The sequence below is a fragment of the Alcaligenes sp. 13f genome, assembly GCF_020496585.1.
GTDB lineage: Bacteria > Pseudomonadota > Gammaproteobacteria > Burkholderiales > Burkholderiaceae_B > Alcaligenes > Alcaligenes phenolicus.
In genome coordinates this window covers 37341-52002 of the sequence record NZ_JAHKKC010000002.1, presented here as the reverse complement: position 1 = coordinate 52002, position 14662 = coordinate 37341, and the positions used below count along the sequence as shown (strand labels likewise).

11 protein-coding genes are annotated in these 14662 nt (G+C 57.1%); 3 read left to right on the top strand and 8 right to left on the bottom strand.

From position 1 onward, the window contains the following. Positions 1-12: 12 nt before the first annotated feature. From KOE80_RS01715 to glmS, 4 genes are all read right to left on the bottom strand, one after another. A complete protein-coding gene (locus KOE80_RS01715) occupies positions 13-2547 on the bottom strand; it encodes a TonB-dependent siderophore receptor (protein ID WP_226348204.1) in 2535 nt (844 codons plus the stop codon). Positions 2548-2836: 289 nt separating this feature from the next. Continuing rightward, positions 2837-3787: a FecR domain-containing protein gene (locus KOE80_RS01710; RefSeq protein ID WP_226348203.1), complete on the bottom strand. Its 951-nt coding sequence runs from the start codon at positions 3785-3787 to the stop codon at positions 2837-2839. Positions 3788-3846: 59 nt separating this feature from the next. Then, entirely contained in the window at positions 3847-4416 is a 570-nt protein-coding gene (locus tag KOE80_RS01705; protein ID WP_223253978.1) for a sigma-70 family RNA polymerase sigma factor, read from the bottom strand. Positions 4417-4649: 233 nt separating this feature from the next. Beyond that, positions 4650-6476: a glutamine--fructose-6-phosphate transaminase (isomerizing) gene (gene glmS / locus KOE80_RS01700; protein WP_022983659.1), complete on the bottom strand. Its 1827-nt coding sequence runs from the start codon at positions 6474-6476 to the stop codon at positions 4650-4652. A 201-nt stretch (positions 6477-6677) separates the two neighbouring features. Between glmS and KOE80_RS01695 the strand changes: the two genes are divergently transcribed. Beyond that, positions 6678-7154, top strand: coding sequence for an Lrp/AsnC family transcriptional regulator (locus tag KOE80_RS01695; RefSeq protein ID WP_226348202.1), 477 nt, complete (start codon positions 6678-6680; stop codon positions 7152-7154). Between the two features lie 7 nt (positions 7155-7161). Here the strand turns inward: KOE80_RS01695 and KOE80_RS01690 are convergent, their stop codons facing one another. From KOE80_RS01690 to KOE80_RS01675, 4 genes are all read right to left on the bottom strand, one after another. Then, positions 7162-8280, bottom strand: coding sequence for a glycosyltransferase family 4 protein (locus KOE80_RS01690; RefSeq protein WP_226348201.1), 1119 nt, complete (start codon positions 8278-8280; stop codon positions 7162-7164). A gap of 108 nt (positions 8281-8388) precedes the next feature. Further along, complete coding sequence (gene glmU, locus KOE80_RS01685; protein WP_226348200.1) at positions 8389-9759, bottom strand: bifunctional UDP-N-acetylglucosamine diphosphorylase/glucosamine-1-phosphate N-acetyltransferase GlmU; 1371 nt, start codon at positions 9757-9759, stop codon at positions 8389-8391. 26 nt (positions 9760-9785) lie between these two features. Further along, positions 9786-10658, bottom strand: a complete 873-nt coding sequence (locus KOE80_RS01680) for a PhaM family polyhydroxyalkanoate granule multifunctional regulatory protein (RefSeq protein WP_226348199.1) — start codon at positions 10656-10658, stop codon at positions 9786-9788. A 44-nt stretch (positions 10659-10702) separates the two neighbouring features. Further along, on the bottom strand, positions 10703-11530 hold the full coding sequence (locus KOE80_RS01675) for an NUDIX hydrolase (protein ID WP_009457498.1): 828 nt from the start codon (positions 11528-11530) through the stop codon (positions 10703-10705). A gap of 275 nt (positions 11531-11805) precedes the next feature. Between KOE80_RS01675 and coxB the strand changes: the two genes are divergently transcribed. Then, a complete protein-coding gene (gene coxB / locus KOE80_RS01670) occupies positions 11806-12966 on the top strand; it encodes a cytochrome c oxidase subunit II (RefSeq protein ID WP_026483582.1) in 1161 nt (386 codons plus the stop codon). A gap of 75 nt (positions 12967-13041) precedes the next feature. Next, positions 13042-14649, top strand: coding sequence for a cytochrome c oxidase subunit I (gene ctaD / locus KOE80_RS01665; protein WP_045929425.1), 1608 nt, complete (start codon positions 13042-13044; stop codon positions 14647-14649). The last annotated feature ends 13 nt before the right edge of the window (positions 14650-14662 follow it).

Sequence of the window (14662 nt, the reverse complement as noted above, 5' to 3'; positions counted from 1 at the left end):
TGGGGGAAGGAATTACCACTGGTAATCAATGGACAGATGCACATTGCGCGGCGCGCCGTAACGTGCCCGGAAGATCACGAAGTTGTCGTAGTAACGCTTGTCGAACAAATTGTTTACCGTGAGCTTGGCATTCCAATGCTGGTTCACGCGGTAATTGGCATGTAAGCCAACCAGGGCATAGCTGCTGTGGGTGTCTTCCAGCACCTTGCCGTTGCTGGCGGTGTAAGGACGGCCAGCCGTCCACAGATCACGCTTGCCAAACCAATTCACTGTGGCGCCGGCGCTCAAGCCTTGCAACGCACCGGAGAATTGGTACATGGTGCCCAGACGGAAGGTTTGGCTGGGAATGTAGGTGTTGATCCGCTCGCCTTCACCGTTCTTGGTGCTGGCGTAGCTATAGGAGGCAAACACGTTCCAGTTGTTGGTCAGCGCGCCGTTCAGCTCCACTTCAAAACCCTTGGTTTTACTGCCTGCACCCGAAGATACATAAGGACGGCTGCCATCGGGCAAGAGGAAGTCATCCGGCACCGAAGGGTCCAGGACGGCCAGGTTGTTTTGACGGGTCTCGAAAGCGGCCAGGGAGAACTGCAGGGCCTCCTCCATCAAACTGCCTTTCAGACCGATCTCACGGTTAACCCCGGTGATAGGATCCAGGAAATTCTCGTTGATGTCCTTGTAGCTTTGCGGCTGGAACAGGCGGGTATAACTGGCGTAGGCCGTCAGGTTCGGGTTGATGTCATACGTCACCCCAAAGTACGGCGTAATTTCATTACGGTTGCGCAGCTCGTTGGACACGCCAGTGAACTGGCCGGTTTTACCGTAGTTGTCACGGTAGGTTTTGTAATCCGACAAGCGCATGCCCATGATCACATTCAAGGGATCAATAATGTTCAGGCGCGTGCCGGCAAAGAAGCCGTATTCGCGTGTGTGGACGCGGTTCCATTCACCCGTGCGGCTGACGCTGGGCTCGGGCATATAGCCGTCCCAGTCGTAAATATTGGGGATGAACCAGTTGCGGGTATCGCTGACCTGCATGGTATACGTGGTGTCACGCTTGCGAGTGCCGTTAAAACCGAACATCAGCTGGTGCTCGCGGCCAAACAGCTCGAAAGGACCATTGGCCGACAACTCCAGGTTGTCCTGATGGCGATAGCCATTGGCGGCCAGGTTGGCGCGGATGCCTATGCCGGATCCGTCCGGTCGCACCACCGGATTCACGCCCTGCCCCAGGCCAGTAATCAGGGCATCGCCATCGTCACGTTGATGGCTGTAGCTGAGCTTGGCATTCCACTTGTTTTCAAACTCATGCTCGACCGAGAAGAAAGCGTTTTGATGCTTCTTGTCCCAGTAGGTCCAATCCGGCACCAGCGACATGGAGCGCGAAACGTCAATACGGTCGCCCTCGCTGGTAAACAAGGGCACACCCATATTGCCTTCGCCTCGCAGCTTGGCGGTCTGGTAGTCGTAGCCCGCGGTCAGCAAGGTTCGGTCAGTCAAATCGAATTCCAGCATGCCGGACAGCAAATCGTTCTTGTGGTCCTGACGATCCATGAAGGAATCCGCCTGCTTGCGCGAACCAATAACACGCATACGCAAACGGCCGTCTTCAGTCAGCGGGCCGGTCACGTCCGCCGTTACGCGTTTGTCGTTCCAGGAGCCATAGTGGGCGCTTAACTTGCCGCCAAATTCTGCTTGCGGACGTTTGCGAATCAAATTGATCAAGGCGGAGGGCTCGCCGGTAGGCGACAACAAACCTGTCGCTCCGCGCACGACTTCCACACGGTCGTATAAATCCATATCCAGAGAAATAGGATTAAATGCTCCACGCCCGGCAGCACGGTAGCTGCTTTGCACGCCATCCACTTGCACATTGCTGATGTCAAAGCCACGGGCCTGAAACTGAAACCCGCCTCCCACCGCAGCCGTATTGGCCGTCACGCCGGTGGTAAAGTTCATCACATCATCGAAGCTGGTCAGGCCGAAATCGTCCATTTGCTGGCGCGTCATCACACTGACCGACTGCGGCGTGTGCTGGGTGTCCATGTTCAAGCGCGTCGCGGTGCTGCTGGTACCGTTCAGCGTGTACAAGCCTGTGTCTTCAGTCGCCCGATTCAAGGTGCCCTGCACACGCACGGGGGCCAATTGAGTGGTTTCCGTGACGGGCCACAAATTGACGGTATTGGCATCGCGCGAGTAGCGAATGCCCGTGCCTGCCAGCAAGGTATCCAAGGCCTGCGTCACGCTGTAATTGCCTTTCAGGCCCGCGCTTTGCTTGCCTTCGGCCACGCTGCCTGCGCCAACCAGATAGACCCCGCTTTCTTGCGAGAAGCGCATCAACACCCGGCTCAAGGGGCCTGCTGGTATGTCATAACGCTGTGTCTTGTCTGCCGTCGGGCTGCTTCGCGTGGTCGCCTGGGCAGGCGAGGTACTGGCAATAAACGCGCTACCGGCCATCAAGACATACAGGGCCAAGGCCAGTGGACGCAAAGGGGCGCAATGCGATCCTGCATCCTTGGACAGGGAAAGGGGATCGGGGCGACGATGCATAAGGAGACATCCTTCAAAAACACGGGTCAGTCACAATAAAAACGATGAACCTGAACGATGTTCTTGCGTTGATGTTCAGTACTGAGCAGCCACGGCGGGCTGCCTCCTGCTTCATTGGCCTCACGCCAATCAGGTCCTCTTACTGTCTAAAACCACCAAGTCTCCAAAACCCGGAACCTGCTTTTGCATCTTTTTTGAGGTTTTTTGGCCAAAATCCGGCAAGCCTTTGAATCTGATAGGTTTTTATTTTTATTATTTATGACCATCGTTGGTGGAATGCCCTGCTCAATCAATCCAGAGCTTGCACACTGGTCCACCAGGGCATGGGCTGATCGATGCGAATCGGCAATGCTGAAGCCAGCATTTTCAGCACGCGGTCCGTGTCATGAATGGGGAAGCTGCCATAGACCTTCAGATCGGCCACTGCCTCATCTACACCTAGATAGCCTTTGCGGTAACGGCTCAATTCCTTGATCACGCTACGCAAGGCAATGTTGTCAGCCACCAGCACGCCTTGGGTCCAGGCTTCGCGCGCCTGATCGGCGTCCATGCTTTGCCGGATACGCTGCGCACTAAAGTGCACCTGCTTGCCCGCCTGTACCGTGGCGGTGTTTTGACCTTTTGCCGTAGACACCTGCACAGCCCCTTCGTAGACCGCCAGCTGCGTACAGTCCTTGTCCATACGCACATTGAATTGCGTGCCCAAGGCACGCATATTGCCCTGCGGAGTTTGAACAGTGAACGGTCTGTCCGTATCGTCTTTGGCCGTCTGAATGAAGATCTCGCCGGAGATCAAAACAATATGGCGAACCTGCGCAGTGAACTGCACATCAATCGCAGAGGCGGTGTTCAGCCACAGCCGGGAACCGTCTGCCAGCACAATCTGGTTCTGCTCTCCGGTTTGTGTAGAGTGGTCAGCCGCCAAAGCCAGAACACTGGAGGGCAGCCAGGACTGACGCCAGCCCAGCCAGCTTAGAACTCCCGTGCCTGCCAGTACGGCGACACTGGTCAGCACGCGACGGCGCTGATGCAAACGCTCGTTAGCCGTATGCAATTTCTCTACCACACGGCGCGAATCCGGCGTGGTACGCACAGGCTCAAAACTGCGGCTGACTTCCTCCACATAACGCCAAGCGGTGCTGTGCATCTCGTCCTGTTTGAGCCAGTTCTGCCAGGCAGAGCGCTGCGCCGCACTGGCTTTGCCATCGCGCAGGCAGGCATACCATTCAGCGGCTTGCATCAAAACGGCGTGGGGAGGTGTAGCGGGAGAAGAAAAACTGGAGCCGTGCTTCATGAGGCTTAGTATTGAGGTTCCTGACGCAATTCGGCGACGGTCTGGCAAGCATGCAGACTGATGCAGCCCAACATGGCTTGTGCCACGTACTTGCGCACCATGCGGCCGGAAATACCCATTTCTGCGCCGACCTCATCGTCCGTCATCTCGCAAATGACGGCCAGGGTAAACGCCTTGGCCGCTTTGGGAGACAGGCTGCTGAGCATGGCGCTGATCTCTTCCAGCGCCTGCAAAATCATGGCCTGACGTTCCGCCGAAGGGTAAAAATTCTCGGGTGTAGCAGCCAGAATATCCAGCCAGGCCTGCTCAATTTCCTGACGTCGCCACAGATTGATGCACAGGTTTTGTGCTGTCTTGCGCAAGTAGGCGCGAGCCTCGCCGGGGCTGGCAAATTGCCAGCGGGAACGGCTGCTTAACAAGCGTACAAACGTGTCCTGCGCCAAGTCAGCCGCCTGGTCCGCGCCACCCAAGCGGTGATGCAGCCAGCGCTGCAACCAACTATGGTGGTCGCAGTAAAGTGACTCGACCGACTCGGCCGAATACACGCCTGACAAGGGAAGAACTGAAGATGACACGAGGGTACTCCGCACCGCTAGATAATGAGAATCGTTATCAATTATAGAGTGTGAGCTGCAAAATCCGCTAGCGGTGTGTGTTTGCAGCGACACATAAACTGGCTTTCAGGCAAGGCTCACCCTCTTTCGCAGGATTTATTTCCCTATAAAAACCACTCGAAAATTGCCAAACGGCGAAGAATGCAAAAAGAGCCGCATAAGCGGCTCTTTACGGTCGATGTAATCTGAAAAACTTATTCGACAGTCACACTCTTGGCCAAATTCCGTGGCTTATCCACGTCCGTGCCACGCGAGCAGGCAGTGTGATAGGCCAGCAATTGCAAGGTCACCGTGTGCAGGATGGGAGACAGTTTGCCGTAGTGCTCCGGCATACGGATCACATGCACGCGCTCGCTGCTGCCGATGCGGGTATCGGCGTCAGCAAACACGTACAGCTCACCACCGCGTGCATGGACTTCTTCGATATTGGATTTCAGCTTTTCCAGCAGTTCATCGCGTGGGGCGATAGTGACCACGGGCATGGCTTCGGTGACCAGGGCCAGAGGGCCGTGCTTCAGTTCACCGGCTGGGTAGCCTTCGGCGTGGATGTAGCTGATTTCTTTCAGCTTCAACGCGCCTTCCATGGCGATGGGGTAATGCATGCCACGGCCCAGGAACAAGGCGTTTTCCTTGCTGGCAAAACGGTCAGCCCATGCCATGATCTGTGGCTCCAGAGCCAGCACGGCAGCGATAGCGGTAGGCAGGTGGCGCAGGGCTTTCAGGTAGTCGCCTTCCTGCTCCTGATTCAGGTGACCTTTGACTTGAGCCAGCGCGATGGTCAGCAGGAACAAGGCGGTCAACTGGGTGGTGAAGGCTTTGGTGGAAGCCACACCAATTTCCACGCCAGCACGGGTGATGTAGGACAGTTTGCATTCGCGCACCATGGCGCTGGTGGCCACGTTGCAGATGGTCAGGGTCTGTTCCATGCCCAGGCTGCGGGCATGTTTCAAGGCGGCCAGAGTATCCGCGGTTTCGCCGGACTGGGAAATCGTCACCACCAAAGTGCGCGGGTTGGGCACGCTGTCGCGGTAGCGGTACTCGCTGGCAATTTCCACATTGACGGGGATTTTGGCCAGAGACTCAATCCAGTAGCGAGCGGTCAGACCGGCGTAGTAGCTGGTGCCGCAAGCCAGAATCAGCACATTGTCGATGTCCTGGAAAACCTTGTAGGCCTGGTCACCAAACAACTCGGGTGTGACGCTTTCAATGTCTTGCAAGGTATCGCCTACAGCGCGGGGCTGCTCGAAGATTTCCTTTTGCATGAAGTGGCGGTATGGGCCCAATTCAGCGGCTGCGGTGTGCAGATGTACGGTGTGTACCGGACGATCAACAGCGCGGCCGTCCTTGTCCATGATCCACACTTTATTGATCTGCAAATCAATCACATCACCGTCTTCCAGGTAGATGATTTGATCGGTGGTGCCGGCCAATGCCAAGGCATCCGAAGCCAGGAAGTTTTCATTCTGGCCCACACCTACAACCAGCGGCGAACCATGGCGCGCACCCACTACACGGTGAGGTTCGTCCTGACAGAACACGGCAATCGCATAAGCACCGGTCAAGCGACGGATGACCTGCTGCACGGCCTCGAACAGATCCCCGTTGTACAGGTGGTCGATCAGGTGAGCGATAACCTCGGTGTCGGTTTGGCTCTCGAACACGTAGCCAATGCTTTGCAGCTCGGCGCGCAATTCGTCGTGGTTTTCAATGATGCCATTATGCACCAGCGCAATACGCGCTTTGCCCTTGCCGGAGAAATGAGGGTGAGCATTGTGAGTAGCAGGCGCGCCGTGCGTTGCCCAGCGAGTGTGAGCAATGCCGGTAAAGCCTTGCAGATGATCTGCCTTGACCTGTTCTTGCAGCTCGGCCACGCGCTGAGTACTGCGTGCCCGCAACAACTGGCCCTGCGCATGAACAGCAACGCCGCAAGAATCGTAGCCCCGGTACTCCAGACGCTTCAAACCTTCCAGCAGCACGGGGACAATATCGCGTTGCGCTACCGCGCCAACAATTCCACACATAGCCAACTCCTGTTCATGGCCCCTTTCGGTGGGCCAACTAATCAATTCAATCCGCTTATTCTGATCTGAATCATGAAAAATTTTATGTCTATTTTTTCTTTGAAATGAATTAAAATTTCATTTAATAATCAATATGAAAGAAAAGATAAATTAAATTTATTTAACGGAATTTTATTTCATCATAGATAGATAAACATTGTCATGATTGAACTGGATGAGCTGGATTTACGCATTCTGGAGCAACTGCAAAATGATGCTTCCATCAGCAATCAAACGCTGGCTTTGCGCGTGCATGCCTCTCCCCCGACCTGCCTGCGGCGAGTACGTCGTTTAAGCGAACAAGGGGTAATTCGCAGGCAGGTTGCCTTGCTGGACCCGGAGCAACTGGGCCCCAGCTTGACGGCCATTGTGGAGATTACGCTGGACCGTCAGGGTGAAGAATACCTGCAGCAATTCGAGCGCCTGATGGCCCCCGAAGCAGCAGTGACGCAATGCTATCGCGTCTCGACCGGGGTGGATTTCATTGTGATCTTGCAGGTCAGCGACATGACGGCGTATCACAAGCTGGCTCACGCTTTATTCACCAGCCAGGCGAATATCCGCAATATACGAAGCTTCTTTTCGATTCATAAGGCCAAGTTCGAGACGCGGGTGCCTTTACCTGCACCAAAGATGTAAGCCGGGCTCAGTTCCGTACACGTTGCTGTACCAGTTGCTGATACAGACGCAAGTAACGCTGCACCATGACAGCGGGGTCATGCTCCTGCTGCACCCAACGATGCGCCAGCGCTGCCTGTTGCCGCGCTGCTGTCGGATTGCTCAAAGTGTCATCCAGAGCCTGTGCAATGGCTTGTGCATCCCCTACCGCGCATAACTTGCCACGGCCATTATCCAGCAGCTCACTCAAACCGCCCGCCATCGTGGCCGTAACGGGCACGCCGTACACGAACGCATCAAGAACGCTGGAGCCCAGGGCTTCATGCCGGGAGCTCAGGACAAAGCCGTCCATCAAGCGATAAGCCTGTTCAGGGCGGGCTTCAAAGCCAGCCAGCTTGTAGCAGTCTTCCAGCCCCAACTGCGCAATCAGTTCCTCTGCCGCCGAGGTCTCGGAGCCAGACGCACCGAAATGCAGAAACACAAAGTCCTGACGACGCTGATACAAGGCATGAACCGCGCGTATCAAAGTCTGGGGGTCTTTCTCAGACGTCAATGCCGCCATCGTCCCCAGAACGTGCAAGCCCTGCGGATTCCACCGCAGCCGCAAGTGGTTCACATAGGCCTCATCCTGCTCGACGTACTCGATGGCACTAGGAATCACATCTACGGAAAAGCCCAGGCGACGCGGCTCTGCCGCTGCTGCCTGGCTGATCGCTACCAAACGATCCGCCTTGCGCCACTTCCAACGCGTGCGTCGTTCCTTGGAAGTCAAAGCGCTGTCTGGCTGCTGTCCGCTACGTTGCTCGACGCGTTTGCGGTCAATCGGAAAAGCCGTGCGGCGCGTAAAGACCACCCGTTTGGGCAACCAGAAATGCAGCAAGGCCAGCCAGCTCATGCAGGACGCGGTTTGGGAATGGACGATATCAAAACCCCGGCCATGCACCAGTAAATAGCGTAGCGCGGCACCCACGGAGGCGCATTCCACCACACTCACGCCCTGCTCTTTAGCACGCTTGGCCAACTCTTCATCACGTCGGGCCAATAGACTGACCTGATGACCAGCCTGTTGCATCTGCTGGATGCTCAGCAGGGTTTGCCGCTCGCCACCGCGCCAGCCGCGCTCGAAGTTAAGCTGCAGAATGCGCATGAAGACGATCCAGAATCAGCCCATCCGGGCACTGTGTGCCACAAGCGTACGCAGCAATGCTCCCCTTGCGATGCAAAGGGAGGGATGCCAAAGATGGGCTAACACACATCAAGATTTGCGGACCGGGCGCTTCCAGCCGGACACGCTGCGCTGTTCCGAACGCGACAAGGTCAGCTGATCATCCGGCGCATTGCGCACCAGGGTCGTACCCGCACCAATTGTTGCGCCACGGCCTACCGTCACCGGAGCCACCAGCTGCGTATCCGAGCCGATGAAGGCATCGTCACCAATCACGGTGCGGAACTTGTTCACGCCATCGTAATTGCAGGTGATGGTGCCTGCGCCAATGTTCACACGCTGCCCCACATCGGCATCACCGATATAGGCCAGGTGATTGGCTTTGGAACCTTCACCCAGCTGGGTGTTCTTGATTTCCACGAAGTTGCCCACGTGGGTGTGATTGGCCAGAACAGCACCAGGGCGCAGACGGGCGTAAGGGCCGATACGGGCTTCTTCGCCAACCTGGGCTTGTTGCAGATGGCTGAAAGCTTCGATTTGCGTACCGGCACCAATCGTCACGTCACGCAGCACGCTATGCGGGCCGACACGCACGCCGTCTTGCAACACAACCTTGCCTTCAAACACGCAACCCACATCAATGAACACATCACGGCCACACTCCAGTGTGCCGCGCAGATCAAAGCGGGCCGGGTCGGCCAAGGTCACGCCTTTTTCCAACAGACGGCGAGCCTGTTCTGCTTGCCACAGACGCTCCAGCTCGGCCTGTTGAATGCGGCTGTTCACACCCAGGGTTTCCCAACCAGCAGCTGGTTGAGCAGCTTGCACGGGCACGCCATCGGCAACCGCCAAGGCAATGATGTCGGTCAGGTAGTACTCGCCCTGAGCGTTGTCGTTGGTGATGCGGGTCAGCCAATCTTTCAGGCGCGCCGTCGGGGCTACCAGAATGCCGGTGTTCACTTCCTTCACGGCACGCTCGGCTTCGCTGGCATCCTTGTGCTCGACAATGCGCTGTACGGTGCCATCTGCACCGCGAATGATGCGGCCGTAGCCGGTGGAGTCTGCCAGCGTTTCGGTCAGCACGGCCACGCCTTGGCCACGCGCTTGCAGCAAGCGGCGCAAGGTGTCAGCCTGGACCAAAGGAACGTCGCCATACAGAACCAGCGTGGCGTCATCTTCCTGGTGGCCACCGACCAGTTCAGGCACGGCCTGTTGCACTGCATGGCCCGTGCCATGCTGCGGTTGCTGCAAGGCAAAGGCCAGCTCGGCCTGTGCGAAGGTTTGCTGAACGCGCTCGGCGCCATGACCCACCACGACCACAACTTTTTCCGGCTCCAGTTCACGTGCGCTGTCGAGCACGTGGGCCAGCATGGATTTGCCGGCGATAGGATGCAGTACTTTGGGCAGGTCAGACTGCATACGCTTGCCCATGCCTGCTGCCAGAATCACGATATTAAGCATAAAAATTTACCTACAAGGTTGGTCGATCAGTTCTTTTTGGTACTGCTTTTGGTGCTGCGCGTGGCGGTTTTTTTAGCCGCCGTTTTGGTGGCCGCCTTGGCCGCAGTTTTAGTGGCGGCTTTCGCTGCCGTTTTCACCGGCTTGGCTGCTGCCGGAGCACTGGTCTTGGCCGACGTCTGGGCATTGGCAGCTGCCGGTTTGGAGGGTTTGGCCGACGAGCCTGCCGCTTTAGCCTTGCTCGCCTGCTGACGATAATTTTCCACCTGCTGCATTGATGCCGCTGTGGCGGTCGCCATGGCATCAAACTGCTGTTGCAGCATGTTCCACCACGCTTGTGCAGCGGGATTGCCTGCACCGGCGTCCTGCTGGGCACCGGGCTGTTTATCTTTTGGGGCGTCCTGCGTGGCAGCCGCTTCGGGCTGTGGCGCAGCTTGTTGAGGCTGTGTCGAAGCATGTTGAGATGCCGTTTGCGATGCCGCTTCCGGCTTGTTGGCCCCAGACTTGGAATCTGAGGTAGCCGCGCTATCCGCCGCTGCCGCCATGGGATTGAAGGCCATAAAGGCTTCAAAGGGATTTTTCCCGCCCGCAGCCTGCGTACCTTGCTGTGCCATGGTTTTGATGGCCGCCAAGGTGGAGCGCTGAATCTCCAGCCCCTGGATGGTCGTGCTCAGCATGGACAGGTTCAGCTGCAACCAGCTTTCCACGGCACGCAAGTCACGAATACGACGATCTAGATCATCGGGGGACAAGCTGGGCATCATGCCCGAGCTCAAATCGCCCGCCCCGCCGCTGGCCATGTTTTTCCAGGCCTGCGCCATCATGTCCATGCTGCGCAGCAAGGGATTGTTGCCGCCGCCCAGGGCATTGAAATCAGGTATACCAAAAGGATTCGGGTTCATGCGTAGCTCCCATCGGGTTGATGCCTGCCCGGTGACTCCCAGGTTCAGGCCAGCTGTTCCAGATGCTGCTTGATGCTGTCGATCAGCACCACTTGCGCTTCCAGGGTGAACAAATCTGCTTCTATCATTTGCCAGGCTTCATCCAGCGTCAATAAGCGAAACTCACTAACCTCGCCGTCCATATTGCAGGGCCGTACATCGTCGGCCAGCACGCAATCGCTAACCAGGGCGTTCTCCACCTGATAGCCTTCCGGCAGACGACGGTGCATGCGCAAGGACACGCGCAAGGGGGTGCAATTGTCCAGCACGGACTCGGCCAACCCCGCTTCTTCATAACTTTCGCGTATGAGAGAGGTATGCAGTGATTCACCACTGACTGCCAATCCACCGACCAGCGTGTCCCACATATTCGGGTCTGTCGATTTGGTGGGTGAACGACGTGCGGCCCAGATACGGCCGTCTGTGGACCAGCCATTCAAATGCACGGCTTGCGTCAAAAAGCCCAAGGGCCGTACCGCACCGCGTTCAATGCGCGACAGGCACTGCCCTTCTCCGACCACGTCCAGCAACTCGTCACGCCAGGCCCGAATGCAACCGCCTTCCTGCAAACGCAAGGCGACCTGATCCAGGACCTGAGCCAAGCTCAATTCCTGGCTGGGGCAATCGCTCAGACGCAAGACATCTTCTTCAATCGAGACCCCTGGCAAAGGCTCGATACAACGAGCGGCCTTGGGGGTGATCCATCCGGCAACGCGCCCATCAACAGTGACAGGGCGGCTGCCCGGTGGGGGCAATTGTTGCAGCTGACTGGTCAAGCTGGCCATGCGCTGACGCAGGGCCTGAGTAAGTGATCGGTTCTGGAACAAAGTCATAGTCGGCGATTGTAATTCAAGCCTTGCCCCATTACGGCTTTTGTAGCGTTTAGTCCAACCTTGTCTTCTAGGGACATACCCTGCCCTTGAAGGCTAAAACAAGTTCTATATAATTTCCGTGAACAGATAAGCTACTAAAAACTTCGAGCGGACCAGCACTTAGATGCGACAAGCCCGCCACTGCAACACAGCAGTTTCTTCCAGCGTTGGATTTTTCGGAGCGTTGACGCAGCCGAACCCCGGTTTGGCATGGCAACACCAAAAGAGGGACAACAATGAAGATGTGGAGAAGTTTATTTGCTCTGACCGCCTGTTCGACGGCAGGGCCAAGCCTGGCTCAGATCACCCACATGGAGGGTGGTCCCCGTGTCAATCAGCTCAATTTGCATAACGGGGTTACCCCCATCGCCCAGGACATTGCCTGGCTGCATTGGATGATGCTGATCATCTGTACCATCATCTTTATTGGCGTGTTCGGCGTGATGTTCTATTCCATCATCCGGCACCGCAAGTCCAAGGGCGCGATTGCCGCCCGCTTTCACGAACACCTGGGTGTGGAAGTGGCTTGGACCATCATCCCTTTCCTGATCGTGATCGGCATGGCACTGCCTGCCACCAAAACCGTGGTGGCCATGAAGGACACCAGCAGCGCCGACCTGACCGTCAAGGTCACTGGCTATCAGTGGAAATGGGGCTACGAGTATCTGGACGGTCCGGCCACGGGTGTGAAATACCTGTCCAACCTGTCCACCCCGCGCGCCCAGATTGAAGGCCGCGAACCCATTGGCCCGAACTATCTGATGGAAGTGGACAAGCCACTGGTCGTGCCGGTTAATAAAAAAGTGCGCGTCATGCTGACGGCCGAGGACGTCATCCACTCCTGGATGGTGCCCGAGTTTGGCGTCAAGCAAGATGCCATCCCTGGCTTTTTGCGCGATACCTGGTTCCGTGCGGACAAGGTCGGCACCTACCGCGGTCAATGCGCCGAGCTGTGTGGCAAGGACCACGCCTATATGCCCATCGTGGTGCAAGTGATGGCGCAAGAAGACTACGACAAGTGGGCCCAGGAGCAGAACGACTTGATGACTGCCCAGGCCGACGATCCCAATAAAGAGTGGACCAAGGACGAGTTGACCGAGCGCGGCAAACAGATCTTTGCGCAGAACTGCGTGGCTTGCCACCAGGCCAACGGCAAGGGCATGCCCGGCACCTTCCCCGCTCTGGATGGCGATACGAAATTTGTGCTCGCCCCCAAGAAAGGCCAGATCGACACGGTGTTGAATGGTCACCCTGGCACCGCAATGGCCGCCTTCCGCAATCAACTGACCGATGTACAGATTGCTGCGGTCATTACCTACACACGCAACGCCTGGGGCAACGCTGGCAAAGGGCCTGACCCTGTCGTGATGCCCGCCGACGTCAAGGAACAGCGCTAAGTCTGCGCTCGCCGCCTATCACACTATCAATCTATCCCTGACTACGGCCAGGGGGAGTGCAGCAAGGAGTCAAGCATGAGTAGCGTCACCGTCGACCATGTAGCGAACCCGAGCGGACATGATGATCACCATCATGCCCATGCCACCCCTAGCGGCTGGCGTCGCTGGTTGTTCGCCACCAATCACAAAGATATCGGGACCATGTACCTGATCTTCTCCTTTGTGATGTTGCTGGAGGGCGGCGTGCTGGCTTTGCTGCTGCGTACCGAACTGTTCCAGCCGGGTCTGCAGTTTTTCCGGCCCGAGCTGTTCAACCAGTTCACCACCATGCACGGCCTGATCATGATTTTCGGCGCGATCATGCCGGCCTTTGTGGGCTTTGCCAACTGGATGATTCCGCTACAGATTGGCGCATCGGACATGGCCTTTGCCCGCATGAACAACTTCAGCTTCTGGCTGCTGCCCGTGGGTGCCGTTCTGTTTACCGCGTCCTTCTTTGTGCCTGGCGGCGCGCCTGCCGGTGGCTGGACCATGTACGCCCCGCTGTCCTTGCAGATGGGACCGGGCATGGACTTCACGATTTTTGCGGTCCATATTCTGGGCGCGTCCTCCATCATGGGGGCCATCAATATTGTGGTGACGGTATTGAACATGCGCGCCCCTGGCATGACGCTGATGAAAATGCCGCTGTTTTGCTGGACCTGGCTGATTACCGCTTACCTGCTGATTGCCGTGATGCCGGTACTGGCCGCTGCCGTGACCATGCTGCTGACAGACCGTCACTTTGGCACCCACTTCTTTAACGCTGCCGGTGGTGGTGACCCGGTTCTGTACCAGCACATCTTCTGGTTCTTTGGACACCCGGAGGTCTACATCATGATCTTGCCGGCCTTTGGCATTGTCTCTGCCATCGTGCCTGCTTTCTCGCGCAAAGCCCTGTTTGGCTATGCCTCCATGGTGTACGCAACCGCCGCTATCGCGATTCTGTCCTTCCTGGTGTGGGCCCACCACATGTTCTCCACTGGGATGCCGGTAACGGGGCAGCTGTATTTCATGTACGCCACCATGCTGATTTCCATTCCGACCGGGGTGAAGATCTTCAACTGGGTGGCCACCATGTGGCGCGGTTCGCTGTCCTTTGAAACACCCATGCTGTTTTCCATCGGCTTTATCTTCGTGTTCACGATTGGCGGCTTTACCGGCCTGATCCTGGCCGTGGCTCCGATTGATATTGCGGTACACGACACCTATTACGTGGTGGCTCACTTCCACTATGTGCTGGTGGCCGGTTCCTTGTTCGCCCTGTTTGGCGGTGCCTACTACTGGCTGCCCAAGTGGACCGGTCGCATGTACAACGAGCGTCTGGGCAAGATCCACTTCTGGTCCACCATGATCTCGTTCAACGTGACCTTCTTCCCCATGCACTTTCTGGGCCTGGCGGGCATGCCACGTCGTTATGTGGACTACGCCGGTCAGTTCACGGACTTCCACCAGATTGCCACCATTGGCGCCTTCTGGTTCGGCCTGTCGCAACTGCTGCTGATCTACATCGTGATTCAGGCGGCGCGCGGCAAGGGTGAAGTGGCCAGTGCCAAGCCATGGGAAGGCGCAGAGGGTCTGGAATGGACGGTGCCCTCGCCCGCCCCGCATCACACGTTTGAAGTACCCCCTGTCGTCAAGTAACACTGGAGGAACG